This is a genomic window from Solidesulfovibrio aerotolerans (genome assembly GCF_009856865.1).
Lineage (GTDB): Bacteria > Desulfobacterota > Desulfovibrionia > Desulfovibrionales > Desulfovibrionaceae > Solidesulfovibrio > Solidesulfovibrio aerotolerans.
The window spans coordinates 20,686-39,788 of record NZ_WVUD01000001.1 but is presented as its reverse complement, the minus strand read 5'-3'; the positions used below and the strand labels follow the sequence as shown (position 1 = coordinate 39,788).

At 63.6% G+C, this 19,103-nt stretch carries 19 protein-coding genes; 6 read left to right on the top strand and 13 right to left on the bottom strand.

Features of this window, described 5'->3' with window-relative positions:
* Positions 1-165 precede the first annotated feature (165 nt).
* From GTA51_RS00175 to GTA51_RS00165, 3 genes are all read left to right on the top strand, one after another.
* A complete protein-coding gene (locus GTA51_RS00175) occupies positions 166-585 on the top strand; it encodes a response regulator (RefSeq protein WP_160957692.1) in 420 nt (139 codons plus the stop codon).
* A gap of 12 nt (positions 586-597) precedes the next feature.
* Positions 598-1,335 (top strand): DUF2231 domain-containing protein, encoded by a 738-nt coding sequence (locus GTA51_RS00170; protein ID WP_160957691.1) that lies wholly within the window; start codon positions 598-600, stop codon positions 1,333-1,335.
* Positions 1,336-2,062: 727 nt separating this feature from the next.
* A complete protein-coding gene (locus tag GTA51_RS00165; RefSeq protein ID WP_246197862.1) occupies positions 2,063-3,919 on the top strand; it encodes a methyl-accepting chemotaxis protein in 1,857 nt (618 codons plus the stop codon).
* Positions 3,920-4,112: 193 nt separating this feature from the next.
* On the opposite strand, the gene GTA51_RS00160 is transcribed toward GTA51_RS00165, so the two are convergent.
* The 6 genes from GTA51_RS00160 to GTA51_RS00135 form a co-directional block, all read right to left on the bottom strand.
* Entirely contained in the window at positions 4,113-5,057 is a 945-nt protein-coding gene (locus tag GTA51_RS00160; RefSeq protein WP_246197860.1) for a UbiA family prenyltransferase, read from the bottom strand.
* Positions 5,058-5,061: 4 nt separating this feature from the next.
* On the bottom strand, positions 5,062-6,075 hold the full coding sequence (gene cydB / locus GTA51_RS00155; protein ID WP_160957688.1) for a cytochrome d ubiquinol oxidase subunit II: 1,014 nt from the start codon (positions 6,073-6,075) through the stop codon (positions 5,062-5,064).
* Between the two features lie 288 nt (positions 6,076-6,363).
* Positions 6,364-7,746, bottom strand: coding sequence for a cytochrome ubiquinol oxidase subunit I (locus tag GTA51_RS00150; RefSeq protein ID WP_160957686.1), 1,383 nt, complete (start codon positions 7,744-7,746; stop codon positions 6,364-6,366).
* Between the two features lie 18 nt (positions 7,747-7,764).
* Positions 7,765-8,367: a class I SAM-dependent methyltransferase gene (locus tag GTA51_RS00145; protein WP_160957685.1), complete on the bottom strand. Its 603-nt coding sequence runs from the start codon at positions 8,365-8,367 to the stop codon at positions 7,765-7,767.
* Positions 8,368-8,451: 84 nt separating this feature from the next.
* Entirely contained in the window at positions 8,452-9,141 is a 690-nt protein-coding gene (locus GTA51_RS00140; protein ID WP_160957683.1) for a ubiquinone/menaquinone biosynthesis methyltransferase, read from the bottom strand.
* 13 nt (positions 9,142-9,154) lie between these two features.
* Positions 9,155-10,537 (bottom strand): MATE family efflux transporter, encoded by a 1,383-nt coding sequence (locus GTA51_RS00135; RefSeq protein WP_160957682.1) that lies wholly within the window; start codon positions 10,535-10,537, stop codon positions 9,155-9,157.
* A gap of 152 nt (positions 10,538-10,689) precedes the next feature.
* Here GTA51_RS00135 and GTA51_RS00130 point away from each other — a divergent pair, with 152 nt between their 5' ends.
* Both GTA51_RS00130 and GTA51_RS00125 read left to right on the top strand, forming a co-directional pair.
* Positions 10,690-11,148, top strand: a complete 459-nt coding sequence (locus tag GTA51_RS00130) for a hypothetical protein (protein ID WP_160957680.1) — start codon at positions 10,690-10,692, stop codon at positions 11,146-11,148.
* A gap of 14 nt (positions 11,149-11,162) precedes the next feature.
* Positions 11,163-12,476, top strand: coding sequence for a ParA family protein (locus tag GTA51_RS00125; protein WP_160957678.1), 1,314 nt, complete (start codon positions 11,163-11,165; stop codon positions 12,474-12,476).
* A gap of 422 nt (positions 12,477-12,898) precedes the next feature.
* Here the strand turns inward: GTA51_RS00125 and GTA51_RS00120 are convergent, their stop codons facing one another.
* From GTA51_RS00120 to GTA51_RS00095, 6 genes are all read right to left on the bottom strand, one after another.
* Entirely contained in the window at positions 12,899-13,741 is an 843-nt protein-coding gene (locus GTA51_RS00120) for a polysaccharide deacetylase family protein (RefSeq protein ID WP_160957676.1), read from the bottom strand.
* 74 nt (positions 13,742-13,815) lie between these two features.
* Positions 13,816-14,961 carry a lytic murein transglycosylase gene (locus GTA51_RS00115; protein WP_160957675.1) on the bottom strand — a complete coding sequence of 382 codons (1,146 nt, stop codon included), beginning with the start codon at positions 14,959-14,961 and terminating at the stop codon, positions 13,816-13,818.
* Positions 14,962-15,081: 120 nt separating this feature from the next.
* Complete coding sequence (locus GTA51_RS00110; protein WP_160957673.1) at positions 15,082-16,038, bottom strand: nucleoside recognition domain-containing protein; 957 nt, start codon at positions 16,036-16,038, stop codon at positions 15,082-15,084.
* 21 nt (positions 16,039-16,059) lie between these two features.
* Positions 16,060-16,536 carry a hypothetical protein gene (locus tag GTA51_RS00105; protein ID WP_160957671.1) on the bottom strand — a complete coding sequence of 159 codons (477 nt, stop codon included), beginning with the start codon at positions 16,534-16,536 and terminating at the stop codon, positions 16,060-16,062.
* A gap of 137 nt (positions 16,537-16,673) precedes the next feature.
* A complete protein-coding gene (locus GTA51_RS00100) occupies positions 16,674-17,018 on the bottom strand; it encodes a carboxymuconolactone decarboxylase family protein (RefSeq protein WP_160957670.1) in 345 nt (114 codons plus the stop codon).
* A gap of 228 nt (positions 17,019-17,246) precedes the next feature.
* Complete coding sequence (locus GTA51_RS00095; protein WP_160957668.1) at positions 17,247-17,522, bottom strand: hypothetical protein; 276 nt, start codon at positions 17,520-17,522, stop codon at positions 17,247-17,249.
* 216 nt (positions 17,523-17,738) lie between these two features.
* Here GTA51_RS00095 and GTA51_RS00090 point away from each other — a divergent pair, with 216 nt between their 5' ends.
* The gene (locus GTA51_RS00090) at positions 17,739-17,957 is read left to right on the top strand and encodes a hypothetical protein (RefSeq protein ID WP_160957666.1); all 219 of its coding nucleotides are present in this window, start codon (positions 17,739-17,741) and stop codon (positions 17,955-17,957) included.
* A 155-nt stretch (positions 17,958-18,112) separates the two neighbouring features.
* On the opposite strand, the gene GTA51_RS00085 is transcribed toward GTA51_RS00090, so the two are convergent.
* On the bottom strand, positions 18,113-18,916 hold the full coding sequence (locus GTA51_RS00085; protein ID WP_160957664.1) for a DUF169 domain-containing protein: 804 nt from the start codon (positions 18,914-18,916) through the stop codon (positions 18,113-18,115).
* Positions 18,917-19,103 lie beyond the last annotated feature (187 nt).

Sequence of the window (19,103 nt, the reverse complement as noted above, 5' to 3'; positions counted from 1 at the left end):
CGCGCCACGACTTGGTCGTGTCGCGGGCCGGCCGTTCACGGCGGGAAGCGGCGCTATTAAGGAGCGAAACCGTCGGAAATACCCGGAAGAAGTTGACGCGAAGGGCTTTTCTGGTAGGCTTTGACAATTGCTGCGCCTTTAAACGCTCCAACAGAAGTATGGTCCATGCTGCGTGCCCTTATTGTCGATGACGATCCCGTCAGCAAACGCTTCCTGACGGAAATCCTTGCACCCTACGCCGCCTGCGATATCGCGAACAACGGCCGTGAAGGGCTTGATGCCTTCGGCCAGGCCCTGGCCGACAACCGGCCCTACGATTTCATCTTTCTCGATGTCATGATGCCCGGCATGGACGGCCACCAGGCCCTGGAAGGCATGCGCCATCTGGAACGCCAGCAGAGCATCGGCGTGACCGACGCCGCCAAAGTCATCATGATCTCGGCGTCTGACGACTCCCGAAACATCTACCGGGCCTTTTTCCAAGGCCAGGCCATGTCGTTTCTGTCCAAACCCTTCTCCAGCGACTCCGTCCTTAACGAACTGCGCCGCTTCGACATCATCGAGCCCGAAGCCCTACGTCTCTAAAGGAACCTCCCCATGAGCCAGACCCCGGACAAACGGTTTACCCCCCAGGAATTGGCCGCCTTTGACGGCAGCGACGGCAAGCCCGTCTATCTCGCCTACAACGGCATCGTCTACGACGTCTCCACCAGCCGCCTGTGGAAAGCCGGCAAACACATGAACCGCCACCACGCCGGCGGCGACATGGGCCTCGAACTCTCCCAGGCCCCCCATGATCCCGCCGTCCTCGAACGCTTCCCCCGGGTCGGCGTCCTCGACGCCGAAGTCCTCAAGCCCGAGCCGGCCGCCGAACGCGTGCCGCCCTGGCTCGCACGCTTTATCAAGCGCTTCCCAATGCTCAAGCGCCATCCCCACCCCATGACCGTCCACTTTCCCATCGCTTTTTGCGTCGTTGCGCCGCTGACCCTGCTGCTGGCCCTGGCCACGGGCTGGCCGGGCTTCGCCGCCGCCTTGCCCGTGCTCCTCGGCGCGGCCCTGCTCTTTACCCCCGTGGCCATCGCCACCGGCCTTTTCACTTGGTGGCTCAACTACGCCACAGCCCGCATCCCGCCCATCCTGATCAAACTCGCCGCCACACCCGTGCTGTTCCTGGCCGTGCTGTGGGCCTTTATCGAATGCGTCAAAACGCCCGATATCGCCGCCCACCCCGGCGACCACCTCGGTTTCGTGCTGGTCGTGCTGGCCCTGCTGCCGCTGGTGTCCCTCATCGGCTGGTTCGGCGCAGCCCTGACCTTCCCGCCCCACGACGACTAGGGGGGAGAAGAGAAGACAGAAGGCAGAAGATGCCTCCGGCGGCCGGGGGGGATCATCCCCCCCGGACCCCCTGGAAGTGAGAAGTATTTCAAGGGAGTATGGGCGTTGGCTGGCAGGCTGGCCGGCTACGGGCTTGGCCAGCCGCGTTCGTGCTTGACGGGAATCACCGTTAACCGGCTCAGGGGAAGCCCCAGGCACCAGAAGAGTTCCGGTCTGATCCGATTCACCGTGACCATTCCCGCATCCCCCGCCACGCGCTCGGGGTATGCAACGCGCGCGATACCCTGACGCGACCGGCGCAGCAAGCTTCGCCATGGCCGTCGGGACAGACCCAGCGTTGCGGATTCCCATTCCGCCCGCCAGGCGGCGAGGGGCTTTCATTTCGATCTGAAGCCTTTCGGTCCCCGCCTTGGGCAACTTCAGGAAAATCCGTGCCGTGCCGCAGCCGCCAGCACCGTTTCCCGTTGTTCAAATTTCTTTTCTTCGCGCTATTGCGGGTTCAACAACAGCAGTTTTTTCCCTGCAACGTCGCATCACGCAATTCTTCCATCCACTCTTGGGCCGCATCAGAGCACGCGTGACACTCTCCGGCCAAAAGCGCTCACCCCTGTCAATTTGACATATTTGTGACGATCAGGCACCATCCCATTTCTATAACCCGCACATATAAAAAAGAATTCGGTTGGAACAGTCTCCAACGGAAATATTTACAAGAGGACAGATATCCATGCACATCACAAATTTCAAGATCAGCAGCCGTCTCTTTGCCTTGGCCGCAATTGCCATCATATCTTTAATAGTCGTTGCATGGTATGGTTTTTATAGCGTATCCGTATTTGAAAAATCCTACTCCGTAGCGCTTAATGATTTAAAACTTGCACAAAATGCCACCGATCTCGCCAGATCGTCACAGGTTTCCTTTAAAAAACAAGTCCAGGAATGGAAAAACATCCTCATCCGGGGCAATGATCCCAAAAAATTTCAGCCGTATCTTGATCTCTTTAAGCAAGAGCACACTGCCGTCGTCAATGACTTGACTCGTTTGAAAGCAACCATGCAGCAGTTGAGACTTCCGGCCACTAAGCTAGACGACGCTATTTCCATTCATACGCTGCTACTCGACAAATACTTCGCTGCTTTAGAAAAATTTGACAAAAACGATAGCAACGCAGGCAAAATTGTGGACGCCCTAGTCTCCGGAATCGACCGCGAACCGACCAAAGCTATCGATGATATCGTCAAAGACATCAACACTGACTGCGATAAAATATTGCAAACAACAACAGAAAAAGTTAACGCCACAAAAAATGACATATTCCTTGCATTTTCCGCCATCATTTCTGGCGTAATAATTTCTATTTGCGTTTTATCTTTTATCATCATTCGCTCAATTACCATCCCCTTAAATAAATGTGTCGCATTTTCAAAATCTGTAACAGCTGGGAAGTTTGATACCATTTTAGAAGTTGCAAGCACTGATGAAATTGGGATTCTGGCAGACGCGCTCCGATCCATGGTCGCGGATTTAAAGACCCAAATTGACATCGCCAAGCAACGATCCGACGAGGCGCTTGCAGAGTCTGAAAAGGCCAAGCAGGCTATGGAACAAGCCGTCTTTGAGGGAAAGTTGGCCGAGCAGGGACGGAAAACCATGCACCAGGCAGCGCATAAAATTGATGGCGTCGTTGCCATAGCCACCGCAGCCTCGGAAAAGCTTGCGGCGCAAATCGAACAATCCAGCCGAGGGTCCGAAGAACAGTCCCGCCGCGTCGGCGAAACCGCGACCGCCATGGAGGAAATGAACGCCACGGTCCTGGAGGTTGCCAGAAACGCTGCCCAAGCCGCCGCAACGTCCACCCAGGCCAAGCTCAAGGCCGAAGAAGGTGCCAGGATCGTCGGGCAGGTCGTCGATTTCATGACCCAGGTCAAGGAGCAGGCCCGTCAATCGCTTACGGATATGGGAGCCCTTGGCAGCCAGGCCGAAGGAATCGGGAACATCCTCAGCGTGATCTCCGACATCGCTGACCAGACCAACCTGCTGGCGCTCAACGCGGCCATCGAGGCCGCCCGGGCCGGCGATGCCGGACGCGGCTTTGCCGTTGTCGCCGATGAGGTGCGCAAGCTCGCGGAAAAGACCATGACCGCCACAAAGGAAGTGGGAGAAGCGATTCGTGGTATCCAGCAGGGGACGAAAATGAATTATTCCAGCGTGGAACAAGCGGTCCACGCCATAGAGGAGATGACGGTTCTGGCCGGAAAGTCGGGCGATGCCCTCAGGGACATCGTCTTGTTGGTCGACCAGACTTCGGATCAGGCCCATTCCATCGCCACGGCTTCCGAAGAGCAATCCTCGGCGAGCGAGGAAATCAATCGCTCCATCGAAGAGGTCGCAACCCTCTCGGCTGAAACCGCCCAGGCCATGGGGCAGGCGGACCGGGCTGTTTCCGATCTCGCCGCCCAGACGCAGGTGCTGCAAAACCTCGTCGCCGAAATGACCACACAGAGCACGACGGCCGATGCGGCGTCGCCAAAGGCCATTGCTTCTGCCGGGAAACCCGCCCTGACCCAGCGGCGCGCTTCTTAACAAACGGCCGTATTCCTGACGCAAGAGCGTTGTATTGCAGTTTGCCGGCCCGCTTCCATACAGACGCGAACTGCGGCTACGCCATACGCGTCAGACGCCGCGCCCCCGCAGCGCGCAGGACAACGCAGCCCGGGCCGGCGGTCCAGGATCGCCCGGCCGCTCGTGTTGACGGTGACGCGGGACAGTTGCGGGCTCAGCCTGTGAGCAGGGCGACGACCAGGACGGCCAGCACCAGGGCCGGGTAGGCGCTGGCCCGGTTAAACAGCGCCGCCGCCTGGGCATCTTCGAGAGTTGCGGCCAGGGTCAGGGCCGGCGGCAGGACGAGCCAGGCCCCGCCCAGGCCGGCGGCCAGGACCAGGGGCGCAGACACCCCCAGCGGCGAGAGCGCCAAAAGCGGCACGGACAGGATGAGGCTTACCGCCAACAGGACCACGGCCAACCGGCTGGCCCGGGCATAGCCCAGGACCACCGGCATGGTGCGTGCGCCGGTGATGGCGTCGCGGCTGGCATCGTGCCAGTCGGCCGGGATGTTTTGGCCGCCGATTTCCCAGGCAAACACCCAGGCCACCAAGCCGGCCAGAAACCAGGGAGAGGGGTCCGGGACCACGGCATAGGCAGCGGCCAGCGGCCCCAGAGCCTTGACCAGGCCGTTTATGAGCGCCCGCAGATGGGTGACGGTGAGCAGCAGACAGTAGGCGGTTTCCAGGACACAGCCAAGAACCAGCAGGACAGCGCAGACGGGATTTAAGGCATAGGCCCCGATAAAGGCCACCACGGCCCAGCCGAGAAACCAGGCGATGGCCCCAGGCAGGGACAGGCAGCCCCGGGCCAGGGGATGGCGGATAAAGGCCGCGTCGAGGTAGTTGACGCGCTCGTCGGCCCCGCTCGCTTCGAGCTGGCGCTTGTCGGATCGGTAGTCCACGATGTCGTTTAAGGCATAAACAGCGGTGTAGCCGGCAAAGACGACGACGATGCCCAGGGCCACGACCGGCAGCGGCGGCAGGCCGCCCCGGCACAGCAGGGCGGCGCAAAACGGGCCGGCCAGATCCAGCAGGCCATGCGGCGTGCGGGACAGGGCCAGATACACGGTCAGGGCAAAGCCCCGCTTTCCAGATGCGGCGCACGAAACGTCTTTCAAGCGGCTAGGCCTCGTTCTCCGGGACCGCCTTGCCGCGAAACACCCGGTACTGGTAGGCGTTGTAGAAAAGGACCACCGGCAGCATGCCGCCAACAACATAGAGCATGATGCGCAGCATTTCCGGCGGCGAGGCGGCGGACGCGGCAGTCACTGCGGGCGGCACGATCAAGGGGAAAAGGTTTACGCCAAAGGCCAAAAAGACAAAGAGCAGCATGACGGCGCAGTAGAGCAGCGGCCGGCGTTCCCAGCCCTTGCCCAGCGCCCGGAAATACAGGGCGGCGTTGAGCACCGCCACCACCAGCAGCAAAATAAACAGTGGCCCCAGGCCCCCTTGGCCCGGCCGGCCGACCAGATGGCCCAGATGGCCGTCGAGTGCGATGCAGCCCACCAGCAGCACCAGACAGCCCACCGCGCCCGAGCCGAAACGCAGCCCCCACAGCCGGGCGGCGTCCTGGACTTCACCTTCGGTCTTAAGGACCAGCCAGGCGGCGGCGAACATGGGATAGAGGCACAAAAGCGTGGCGCACACCAAAATGACAAAGGGCGAAAACCAGTCCCACATCCCGCCCAGATAGCGCAGACCGTCAAAGGGCATGCCTTGCAGAATGGCCCCGAGCAGGATGCCGTGGGCAACAGTCACGGCCACACTGCCCCAGCCAAAGGTCTTGGTCCAAAAGCCCTTGGAGCCTTCGACCTCGGCCCGGTATTCAATGCCGATGCCCCGGGCCATCAGCGCAAACAGCAAAAAACCGGCCGGCAGATAGAGAGCAGCCAGCACCGTGCCGTAGACCAGCGGAAACGCACCGAAAAGCACCCCGCCCAGCATCACCAGCCAGGTCTGGTTGGCATGCCACACGCCCTCGATGGTCTCGATCATGACACTTTGCCGGGCTTCGCCTTTCTCCAACAGACACAGGATGCCGACGCCCAGGTCGAACCCGTCGGTGAAGACATAGAGCCACAGCAGCAAAGCCATAATCCAGTACCAGACATCGGCCAGGCTTGTTTGTCCGTCCATGTTCGCCGCCTTTCTCCTTGCTCGCGGTTCCCCAAACGAGCGGTGCTCCACATGTTGCGTCTCTTGCGATGAGAAGAGTGCCTCCGGCGGCCAAAGGGGTGGCCCCTTTGGAATCCCTCCTGGAAGGCAAGGGGGGGGCTGCCGCCCTTGCGCGCTCACGCTGGCTGTCCGGGCCGGTAGCCGGCCAGTCTGCCAGCCAACGTCCAATACCCCTTGAATACTTTTCCCGATGGGGGGTCCGGGGGGATCATCCCCCCGGCCGCCGGAGGCATCTTCTGCCTTTTCTTCTTACGCTCCAAGCCGCCTATGGGCGGGCGGGGGGAGTTCTTCCATGTTTGGCCCTTTGCGCAGCAGTTTGCCCATGAAATAGACGAAGGCCAGGGAAAGCAGCGTGTAGGCCAGGACGAAGCCGGCCAGGGACAGGCCGACCTGCCCGGCGGTCAGGTTGGTCGAATGGCCATCGCTGGTGCGGATCAGTCCGTAGGCCAGCCAGGGTTGCCGCCCCACTTCGCGGGTGACCCAGCCCATGACCACGGCCAGATAGGCTCCGCCGGCCATGGCCACCCAGGCCAGATAGAGGAGCTTATTTTCCGGGGCGCGCTCCAGGGTCAGCCGGCCGCGTTTCCAGCACAAAAGCGTCCAGGCCATGACGGCGATCATGATGCCGCCAACGCCGGCCATGACGCGGAAGGAGTAAAACGGCAGCACGATGGGCGGCCGATCTTCCTTGGGAAAATCTTTAAGCCCCGGCACGGTTCCGGTCAGGGAATGGGTGATTAAAAGGCTGAGGCCGTAGGGAACGGATATCTCGAAGAGATTGCGTTCATTTTCCGGATCAGGCCAAGCCAACATGTGCCAGGCCGCGCCCTGGCCGGGTTTGTTGGTTTCCCAATGGGATTCGATGGCCGCCACCTTGGCCGGCTGGAGATGGCCGATCTCCTGGCCGTTTAAGTCGCCGACCAAGAGTTGCAGGGGGGCGACGACCAGGGCGGCCACGGCGGCAAATTTAAATGAGCGCAGGAAAAAGGCCGTATGCCGTCCCAGCAGGATATAGATGCCCGACACCGCGCCGACCACAAAAAGCGTCACTTCCAGGCAGGCCACGTACATGTGGGAAAAGGCCAGGGGCAGATCCGGGGAGAAAACGGCGGCCAGATAATCGTCCACCACGAAGATGCCGCCGGCCAGATGGCCGCCGGCCGGGGTCTGCATCCAGGAGTTGGCCACGAGAATCCAAAAGGCCGACAGTGAAGCGGCAAAGGCCACCATGATGGTGGCGAAATAGTGCATTTTCGGCCCGACCCGCTTCCAGCCAAAGAGCATGATATAGAGGAAAGCCGATTCGAGCATAAAGGCCATGGTCCCCTCGAAGCCGAGGATCTGGCCGAAGAAGTTGCCAACCGTGGCCGAAAACGGTCCCCAGTTGGCTCCGAACTGAAACTCCAGCGGGATGCCCGAGACCACGCCCACGGCGAAATTGACCGCGAACAGCCCGGACCAGAAGCGGAATTGGCGAAAATAGGTCAGATCGCCGGTTTTCAGCCACAGCCCTTCCAGGACCACGAGATAAACGCCCAGGCCGATGGTCAGGGTCGGGAAGGTGATGTGAAAGGCCGTGGTGAAGGCGAATTGCAGCCGGGACAGGAACAGCGGATCGGTCAGGTAGTCCATGGCGGCTCCAAGGTATGGTTAGGGGCGCGCGGTTTTGATGGCGACGCCGAGAATGAAAAGGCTCGATTCATGGTAGCCCGGCCGCAGGCTGAGGCCCTCGTCGGCCAGGGCGGCCCGGAACTCGGGGCCGTGAAACCGGTTTTCCCTCGGGTGGGCCAGGATACGGCGAAACAGGGGATTGGCATAGAGCGGCGGGTAGATTTCCTCGAAATAAAACACCCCGCCCGGCCGCAGCACCCGGGCCACCTCGGCCACGCCCCGGCGCCAATCGGGCAGGTGGTGGATGATGCCGAAATTGACCACCGCATCGAAGGCGGCGTCGGGGTACGGCAGATGCTCGGCGTCGCCCAGCACAAACAGGCGGTTGTCCCAGGCCGGCCCCTTGCGGCGGCCGGCGGCGATGGTGACCATGGCCGGGTCCACGTCCAGACCGTGGTAGAGGGACGGGGCAAAGCTGCGGGCAAAGATGGCTGCCCCACCGCCGTCGCCGCAGCCGATTTCCAGGACTTTGGCCCCGGGCGGGATGGGGTGGGCGGCGCGAAAAAAGGACACTTCGCGCCATTGGGCGATCTTTCGCACGAAGCTGCGGCAATAGAAACGTTCCGGCCAGTTGACTTCCATGGTTCCCCTCTGCGCTGCTGCGGTCAGTCTCCCAGGTTGCACCAGACAGACGGGGGCGCTGTCAAGGACAATCTCTATTATCGGCTAGAGTTTGCGCCCGGTAAAGATCCGGGCCACGCCGAAGGTGAGGTCCGTGACCCGGCATTGGCCAAACCCGGCCTCGGCCATCTGGGCCAGGAAATCGCGGTCGCGCGGGAAGGCGTCCACCGATTCGACCAGATAGCTGTAGGCGTAGTCCGTGCGCGACAGGAAGTTGCCCACCGGCGGCAGGATGCGGTCGAAATAGAAACGATAGAGGGCGGCGGCCAGCCCGTTTCGGGGCAGGCCGAATTCCATAATGTGCATCTGCCCGCCGGGTTTGAGCACCCGGTGAAACTCGCTCATGACCGCCACCCGCTCGGCGATGTTGCGGATGCCAAAGGCCATGGTCACGGCCTCGACGCTGGCCCCGGCCAGGGGCACGTCCCGGCAGTCGGCCACGCCCAGGTGATAGCCTGAAACGTGCTTGCGGGCGGATTTGGCCGCAGCCACGGCCAGCATGGCCGGGGAAAAATCCAGGCCGATCACGGTCAGCCGCGGCCGGCGGCGGCGGATGGCCAGGGCCACTTCGCCGGTGCCGGTGGCCGCATCAAGCACGAGGCCCGAAGTGGGTTCCAGCAGGCCGACCAAGACCTTGCGCCACCAGATATCGATGCCCAGGGACAGGGCGCTATTTTGGAAATCGTAGGAAAAAGCGATGTCTTCAAACATCCGCCGCACGAGGGTGTCGCGCATGGGGGCTCCTGTGTTACGGGCCGCTGCCAGCCGGTTTGACCAGCCGCAAGGTTTGCCACGTCCCGCCCCGGTAGCGCAACCACAAGACCACGGCCATGACAGCAGCGTAAAAGGCAAAAAAGCCCCACAGCCCGACCACCCCGACCCAGCCGTAGGCCACGGCGCAGGCGGCCGGGATCACCAGGGCGAAGACAGAGACCGCTGCCGCGGCCCACATGAGGTAGCGGGTGTCGCCGGCCCCGCGCAACACGCCAAACCCCATGTGGATGACGATGTCGCAACAGCCGAGCACGGCGGCCCAGGCGAAAAGCGGCCGGCAAAATGCCACGGCGTCGGCAAAGGAGGCATCGGGATCGTTTGGCGCAAAGATGCGGGCCAGCTGGTCGGGCACGGCCAGAAAGATCACGGCCATGATGGCCATGTAGACGGCCATGACACGCGCGGCGCTGCCGGCGGCCCGCACGGCCTCGGCCGGTTTCCCGGCCCCCATGGCCTGCCCGACAATGACGGCCAGCCCCTGGGACAGGCCGATCAGCGGCAAAAAGGCCGGCGTATTGGCCGAAAGCACAATGCTCGTGGCGGTCAGCTCGGCCCGGCCAAGTCGCCCGGACAGGGCAATAAAGACCATGGCCGCAAAGACATCCAGAAAGACCTGGGCACCACCCGGCATCCCCAGCCGCACCAGCCGGGCAAACAGAGCGGTATCGAACCGAAAGCCGCGAAAGACGCCGTAGAGCCGGTCGTTGTCCCGGGTGAAAATCAGCACCCCGTAGGCGGCGGCCATGGTTCCCCAGGCCGTGGCCGTGGCCAGGGCCGAACCGGCCACACCCAGGGCCGGCAACCCGAGCTTCCCGAAGATCAGTATATAATTGAGGGGAATATTGAGCAGCGCGCCGCCGAAATTGACGAACATGATGACCCGGGTCAGCCCCCGGCCGCTGAAAAAGGCGGCCAGTGAGGCCTCCAGCACCATAAGCCCGGCCCCGAACATCAGCACCCGGTAATAGACGACCTCCAGCCGGCGCACCGGCGGGGCATGGCCCATGGCCTCAAAGATCGGCTCGGCGGCCAAAGCCAGGAGCAGCAGCGGCACAAAGGACAGCACCGCGAAATAGATGCCCTGCCAGACCACCCGGCCAACCATGGCCGACAGCCCGGCCCCGACATGCTGGGCCACCAGCACCCCGGCATAGCCGGCCGTGCCCAGGAAAAACGAGGTCAAAAGGAAAAAGGTCACGCCGGCCGGCAGGGAGGCGGCCAGGGCGTCCTGGGAATACCAGCCGAGGAAAATGCGGTCGGTCAGGTGCATGGCGGTCAGCGACCCCATGCCGGCCAACAGCGGCAGCCCCAGCCGCAACACATGGGCGATGCCGCCCGGGCCGTGCCAGCGTGTCATAACGCATCTCCGCTGGCCCCGAAAAAGCGGGAGCCGGGTTTGGCGGCCGGGTCCGGGACCGGTCGTTCGTTGCAGGGTGCGGGTTCTGGCAAAGTTTTTGCTTGGCGTCAAGGAGGCGGACCACTGTCCGCAGCCAAACCCAGGAGCCGACCATGTCAAGCGCACCACCGGCCGCCGTCGATATCATGGACGCCTTGCTGCGCGCCACAGACGAGACGCCCTACCCCGGCCACGAAGGCCTGGAGCGCCTCATCCGCCGGGCCGCCGTCCCCGGCCCTGCCCCCAAGGCGGCCCCGGTCCCGACGCCCGAAGCAGCGGCGATCCGGCCCATCCTGCGCCCTGTGCCGCCAAAAGCCAAGCGTCCGTCCAAGCGCAAGGCCACCCACTATATCGAGGTCGGAGCCGCCATCCGCCTGGACGCGGCCCGGGACGCCCTGGCTGAAATGGCCCGGGACAGCGCCCCAACCGCCCGTCGCATCAGCAAATCCGCCATCCTGGAAGCCGCCCTGACCCTGGCCTGCGACGCCTTTGAAGCCACCGGGCCGCAAAGCCCGCTGGCCCGTCGCCTGCTGGGCCAGCCCGGCCAAAGCGCTCCCAAGACGCCCGCCTGACCCCGGAGGAAACCATGATTTCCATTTGCCCCTTTTGCCGGGCCAGACAAACGCTTCCCGCCGATGCCGATGCCGCTGGCGCGACCTGCAGCACCTGCCACCGCCGTTTTCGCGTCAACCGGCCGGAACCGGCCCTGGCCGAAGCTGCCAGCCCGGTACTGCGCCTGGAACGGCCCCACGGCGCGTTCGAGCGGCCGACACTCATCGAACGCCGGCTCCAGGCCGTGGCCAGACCAGCTCTGGCGGCCGCAACGCCAGCTCCTGCCCTGGCCGACGGGCCAGCCGCCGCCCAGGCTGCCGCCCAGGCCGTGGCCCAGGCCACCCAGTCGGCCGCCGCGTCCCTGACCGCGCCAAGGGCGGCACCAATCCCCCCGGACAGGGCTGCAGCAATCGCTCCACCCCAACTCGCCCCAGCCGCCCAACCGGCTGTTGAACTTGAGGAAGAGGCCGGTCCGCCGGTCATGGCCGAACCCGACGCGGCCGAGGAACGGGCCGCCGCTGCTGCTCTATCGGCCATCAAGCACCAGCTTGCCGCCGACCCGGCCCCGGCTCCTTCCAGGCTGCCGGCTCCCGGTCCGGGCACAGCCCGGCGCATCGGGGTCATGCTCAGCAAGGGCGGGGTCGGCAAGACCACCACGGCCGTCAATCTGGCCGCCGGCCTGGCCGCCCTTGGCCAGCGGGTGCTCCTGGTCGATGCCGATACCCAGGGCCAATGCGCCTATGCTTTAGGTGTCGCGCCGGCCAAGGGGCTGGCCGAACTGGTCGAAGGCTCGGCCGATGCCGAAACCGCCCTGTTTATGGCCCGGGAAAACCTGTGGCTGCTGGCTGGCGGCAAATCGCTGGCCGGCCTTAAACGCCTGATCAGCCGCAAGGATTTCGGCGGCGAGCGCACCCTCGACGACGCCCTGGCCCCGCTCGATGACCGTTTTGACATCATCGTGGTGGACAGCGCCCCGGGCTGGGACGCGCTGACGGTCAACGTGCTCTTTTATGTGCGCGAAGTGCTGGTGCCGGTGGCGCTGGAAGCCATGTCGCTGCAAGGTTTCTCGGAATTCTTGCGCAGCTTCGCTGCCGTGTCGCGCTACCGGCCGGAACTCTCCCTGGCCTACATCGTCCCGACATTTTTAGATAAGCGCGTGCGCGGTCCGGCCGCCCTGGCCCAGGAGCTGGCAACGCTCTACCCCGAGCGCATCTGCCCGCCGGTGCGCTACAACGCCAAACTGTCCGAAGCCCCGGCCGAAGGGCGCACCATCTTCGAATTCGCCCCGCGCTCGCCCGGAGCCAAGGACTACCAGACTCTCGCCCATCGCGTCGCGGCCGGCGTGTAAGGGCGATGCGGAGAAGAGAGTAAGAGAAGAGAAGGCAGAAGAGGCCTCCGGCGGCCGGGGGGGATCATCCCCCCCGGACCCCCCGAACGGAGAAAGTACTTTAAGGGGTTCGTGTGGCTGGCCCCCGGAGCACATTATTTTCTCCTTATCTCGAAAAAAAACCACATTCCAAAAACAAAAAAGAACGGCCGCTCCACGTATTGTGGAAAACGGCCGTCCAAATCATTTTTTCAGAGATCACCAGCTACGCCAGGAATACGGCACAGTTGCCACTTCAGGGCGGCGCGCCTCCTCCACATTGCGTGGAATCCGGCCGGCAGTGGCGGGCAGATTCCCCCGGCAGCCAGACGGCTCGGCTACTCCACGGCGTGGGGCGCTCGCCGGCAACGGCGGGAAACCCCCTGGCAGCCAGCGCGGCGCGGCTACTCCACGTTATGCGGAATCTGCTCGGCCGCCTTGGTGGCGCTGACCAGGGTCGTGTCAGTTGCCGGGGCAGCCGGAACCGCAGCGGGCGCGGCCTTGGCCATCATGGCCCGCTGATTGCGCAGCACCGAGGCCAGCACCGGCAGCGACATGCGGTGGGCGGCGATGCGCGGGATGGCCTGGATTTTGGTGGCGGCGGATACCGGACTCTCGCCGGTGACGAACAGGTATTCGTAGCCGGCCTCGCGCAAAAGCCGCGTGTAGGCCTCGCTCACCGCGCCGTAGGGATAGACGAAATATTTGGTGTCAAAGCCGAACACCTGCCGAAAACGTTCCCGGCTTTTGCGGATGTCATCCCGGGCAAAGTCCTCGCTTTTGGCCAGCTTGGGGGAGTGGCTGAAGGAATGGTCGGCAAAAACCACTTTGGGATAGGTCTTGATTATGTCGATATCGGCCTGGGACAGGGTGGCCTTGCAATAGGGGTTGGCCGTGTAGGCCATGGGCAGCGACAGGCTAAACGGCAGATTGCGGCGCTTTAAGATCTCAAAGGCCTGCATCACCGTGGCCCAGCCGTCGTCGATGGCGATGACCACCGCCCCGTCCGGCGGGTTTTGCCCCGCTGCCACGGTGCGCACGAGTTCGTCGATGCCGATGACCGTGTTGCCGTTTTTCTCCAGGAAATCCAACTGGGCTTCAAAGGCGGCCAGGGAAATGGACATGGAGGTTCGCACGCCAAAGCTGTGGTACACCAGGACTGTGGCAGCCCGAGCCGGCAGCGCCACGCCAAGGATAAGCAGGCAGACCGCCGTCGTAACGGCGCAAAAAAGCCCTCTGGCGCGCATAAGCACCCCCGATGCTGCGAACCGACAGACGCTCGATCCACCGGCCCAACGCCGGCGGCGCGCCCCAGGTCGCCTTATGGTTTTGTCGTACCAGAGGCGGGGGCTTCACGCAAACGCCGCGCCGCATCCATAATCGTATTCACGTACACCTGGCTATGATTATAGCCGTAAAAAACCTTGCGCATGGCCTCTTCCGACATGGGCTGCTTCCAGCCCATGGCCCGCAGGATGTTGCCCAGGCTCGCCAGGGCGTCCGGGACATCAAACAGATCGGCCTTGCCGTCGCCGTTGCCGTCCACGGCGTACTTGAGCGCATTGGAGGGCATGAACTGGCAGATGCCGATGGCCCCGTAGATCGATCCCGGGATGGAGAGCGGGTCGATGCCCTGGGCCTCGGCGTAGCGCAACAGCGCCCGCAGTTCGCCGTAGGCCCATTCGCCCTTTTCCAGGGCTTTTTTATTGAGCCAGGCCTGCCGGTCTGCGGCGGGTTTTTCATAGGCAAAGGCCGGGGCCAGCCGGGCCGGGTCTTCGCCGGCCACCAGCGAGGCCAGATTGACCACCGCCACCTCGTCGCCCAGATACCGCCCGACGCGGGTTTCCACGGCGAGCAGCGCCACCAGATATTCCTCGGGAACGCCGTAGGCCTCCCGGGTCCGGGCCAGGGCGGCTCGGTTTTGGGCGTAAAACTCCCGGGCTTCGGCCATTCGCTCGGCCGAGAGCACCACTTCGTGGACCTCGGCCGTGGGGAATTCGGGGAAAACAAGGCCGGCCGGGGCGCGCCGGGGGGTCGTCCCAAGTTCGCGCAGCAAGGCTTCGGTGGCGACAGGGTCCGGGGGCAGGCCCACGGCGGACTGATACGTTTTGATCGACCAGCGGGTCATCCGGTCGAGCTTGCCATCGACCGGACCGGGATACCAGCCCAGAGCGGCAAGCCCGGCCTGGACATCGGCCACCAGCCGCAGGCCATATTTGCGCATATACAGGGCGGTCAGCTTGTCGGCCATGGCCCTGGGCGAAAAGACCAGCTCGGCCCGGGCGAACAGCCGGCGCAGCTTCGATTCGGGCAGCCCGTCGGCGGCAAGGCGCCTGAGGATCGGTTCAAAAGCCGGGTCCACGGTGGAAGCGGCCAAGGCCCCGCCAAGGGCCAGGGCCACCACGGCCAGACTGGCGGCCAAAGCACACCAGCGCCGCAGGCGCATCATGGAAAACGCAGTCTTCATAAGCAAACAAACGTCCCTGCAGTCGTAGCGGCGCAAAACGCCAACGCCGCGTCCTAAAATAGGATCATGCCGTGCCTGCGCCCGGCCGGCCCGCTTGGCCCAACCAAGCCGGGCACGGTGTCAGACGGCCGCTTGCGGCCGGGCCAAAAGAGCCATCAGCCGCGACAACACGGCCACCACCACCAGGGAAAAGGCCAAGCGGCCGACAAAGGTGCCCCACATGGTGGCCCCGATAAGATACATCAGCAGCGTGTCCTCAATAAGCGCATGGGACAGGCTCATAAGGCTTATGGCGGAAAAGACGTCGCGCTGTTCCACCTTGCCTTTCTGAACGTCGTGCAGAATAAGCCCGCCGCCGTAGGCCAGTCCCATGACCAACCCGATGACGGTGATGGTGGCCGCCCCGCCGCCGATGCCCATGAGCCGCAAAAAAGGCATGAGCGCCTTCTCGAACAGCCGGGTGACGCCCAGGGCGTCCAACACCCGCATGGTCCCCACCAAGGCGGCGATGACGCAATAGATCAGGCCGAGATTTTTGACTTCGCCCAAAGCCCAGGTGGCAAGCGTTGCGTCGTCGGACGACGGGCTGAAAAGCAGCGGGGCCGGAGCAGTGAAAAGGCCCAACCCGGAAAAGACGCCGTTTAGGAGCATGCCGCAGGCCAGCCCCCCGGCCAGACGCAAAATCGCCTGCCCCCAAAACCCCACGCCGCAGCGCTTGGCTATGGCCCCTTCCACGAAAAGATTGTGGGCAATAAGCATCATGGTGGCAATGACGGTGGCCTGGGCCACGGTCAGCGGGGCCATGTCCGGGACCAGGGCGGCGTGGACGGCCAGGGCGGCATAGAGATTGTTGGCAATGGCCGTGGCCCAGGTCAGGCCGCATTCCGCCGGCAGGCCCACCAGTTGCATCAGCGGTGCCAGCGGCTTGGCCAGATAGGTGATCCAGCCGAGTTCTTTTAAGATCTTAACGGCAATAAGGATCGGCACCATGACCTTGAACAGATCCAGGCAGATCCGGCCAGCATCGACGACCACGGCCCGGGCGGCCTGGGGCAGGGAGGAAAACGTGCGTTCCATAGGTGCGACTATCCGACCCGCCTAGGGCAGCACCTTGCCGCCCCGGGCCATGTCCACATAGCCGGCGTAGGCGGCGTTGGTCATGATGCCGGAGCCGACATAGACGGCCTGCCAATCCTCGGCGGAAAGGGTTTTTCCTTCCATGGCTGTTTGCAGCTGGATGTCATAGACCATGATGACGAGGTATTCCCGGGCGGTGGAATTGCCGGCCTTGGACTGGGCCAGGGCCGTTTCCGTGGTGGCGGCGGCATCGTATTGGCCGGCCCAGGAGGCGACATAGACGCTTCGGGCCAGCCGGACGTAGTCGTCGCGGCTTTCGACCCGGGGAGCCTTGGCTTTGGCCGCAGTCACACTGGCGCGCACCTTGGCCACGTTGTCCGGGGTCAGGGGCATGGCTGTCGTGGCGGCACCGGGGCTTGCGGCCTTTGTACCAAGCGAGCCGCAGCCGCCAAGGAGCAGGGCCAGGGCCAGGGTGAGGAAGAGTGCTTTTGCCGCCATCTACGCCTCCGGGAACGTCTGCGTTTGCCCTGGGTCGGGCAACCGGTCGCGACAAAATCATTTTCCCGAAACTTTGTCCATGGCAGCAAGGCGGGGGCGGTCTGGCCGCCCCCCCCCGGGAACTGGGTTTTGCGCCGTTATTTTTTGGAGAAGGCGTCGAAGGCTTCCAAAACGCGCGAGGAATAGACAAAGGCCGCGCCGGAATTAAGCGTGATGGCCACGGCCAGGGTTTCGAGCAGTTCCTCGCGGCTGGCTCCGGCTTCGGCTGCGGCCTGGGCATGCACGGCGATGCAGGTGTCGCAGCGGGTGGTGGCGGCCACAGCCAGACTGATCAGCTCCCGGGTTTTGGCGTCCAGGGCGCCAAAGGCGCTGCCGGCACCGTCCAGGCCTTTATACCCTTCCATGATGCCCGGATTGCCCTTGGCCAACCCACCCAGCGTCTTGACGGCTTCGCCCAACATTTCCTGCCAATTGACAACCATTGCGGCCTCCTGCTGTTTGCCGTCGGCGACGGCGTTGGCCGGGAACACGGACCCCACCGCTCCCGGTCCGATTGTGGTGGCCGAGATTGCCGTCCCGGTCAAGGCGGCGGCGCAGGGCGGGCGCAGCCAGTGGGGGAAGCAGACGCCCCGGTCGCCCCCCCCTTTCCGGCCCGCCCTGCTTTTTGTGTTGGCGTAGAGCGCAGCATCAGGCTGTGCCGGCCGGCAATCCTATCTGGCCCAGTACGGCCTCGGATAGTACGGCCTCGGATAGACCGGCCTCGGGTAGACCGGCGGCGGCAGATAGGCCGGCCCCACATAGACCGGTTGCGGGGCATAGGCCGGTGCCACATACACCGGCGGCCCCACGTAGACCGGCGGCGGCGGGGCGGCGTAGAGGGGGACGCTTATGGCAAAACCCGGCGTCACCACGGTAAAGGCCTCGACCGAACCGGCCAGGGCGGCCACCCAACAGGCCGTGGCCAGGATGATAAAGAGTCGGCGCATACAAATTCCTCCTTATGGGGAACAACACAGCTCGCCGGGAGAAAGCCAGAAGCGTGCCAATGCGCCTGGCTGGCCGCTTTCCGGGCATTTGCCCGGCCTTGCCCGGCTGGCCGCCCACAGCCCTGCTGCCCATTTCGCCGAAATATCCGAAAATCCCTTGCCGAGCGGCGGCCGGCGCACTATTTTTATATCCAAGCAGCAGCCCAGGGAGCGGACATGGCCATATCCGACCGCATGTGGGAACGCGCCCAATTCCTCACCCGCTTCGATCTGACCTCCTCGGCGGATCTGGTGGCCTCCCTGGCGGCCAGCCATTTCGCCGCCCAGCGTCAGGCCCCGGACATGGGTTCCAATGTCCCGGACAACACGCCCGCGCTTTTTTCCACCCACTTTCTCGACACCGGACTTGGGGCGATTATCCGCACCGCCGTCTGAACGGCCCGGCCGGACCGGCTCCGACGCCCCCGGCCGCGTCACGTCACGTCAAGACGGGCCGGACTGACAGCCCGCCGCCCCGCCCCTGCCCACGCAACGCAAAAAAAGCGGCCCCGAAGGACCGCTTTTTGTACGTTGCCTGTGGCCAGCCCGGATCAGGAGGCGGCGTTGGTATCGGCGGCATTGCCCTTTTTGAAAACGATCAGCGGACAGTTCTTGCAGATGTCGGCCCCGGGGAAGGGCTCGCCCGAGCGCGTCACCGACGCGCCGCCGGTGGCAGCCTTGCGCTCGGCCAGACGGGCCACCACTTTGCCGATGTCGGCCCCGGGAATGGCCACGTTTATTTCGCCGCGCTCGGTCTTGCCGGCGTTGTAGCTGCCGCTGCAGGCCAGAAACACGTTGGCTTCGCCGGTGTTAAAGCACTGGACGTTGCCACCGCAGGCCGCCGAATTCATCGTCATGTTGGGGCGAAGGGGATGGTGGTCCAGGGCGGACATCCAGTCCACCACCAGATGGTAGGCCTGCATGTTGTCGCAGTAAAAATGCACCACGTCGGGCGGGTAAACAGTCTCGGCCAGGGGCGAAACGGCAACAGCCAGCAGTTCGCCGGCCAGACGCGGCTTGCTGCGCACAAACCGCTCGGCCTGCTCCAGATCGCGCACGTACTTCAGATGCCCCTTGATCTCGGCGGCGTCGATTTCCTTCCAGCCAAAAACGCACTTGGCGTTGCCGCAGCCAAGCTGCTCCCGGCCCATGAGCACGGTCAGGCCTTCCATGCGCGCCCCGAGCTCGGCCTGGCAAAAGGTCAGGGCCTTGGCCGACTGGTAATACTCCGCCTTGGCCTTAAAGGCATCCAATTCAGCCTGATCAAAAAAGTATTTGATGGCGATAGGATAGTGCATAAGACGCAGCTCGTCCATCAGTACGCGCTGCATTTCCTGATAGGTCATTGTTTCCATGACGGCTCCTTTTTCCCGGCGTCAGACACACCGATAAACACCCGTCGAAAACACCGCAATGGACGTTTCATCGGCTGATCCAGTCGCCAGATAGACGCTATGCTAGAAATTTTCCAAAGGACTTGTCAACTTCAAATACGAGAAGGAGGTACAACAAAGACTGCTGCCCGCGACAACTGCAATCATG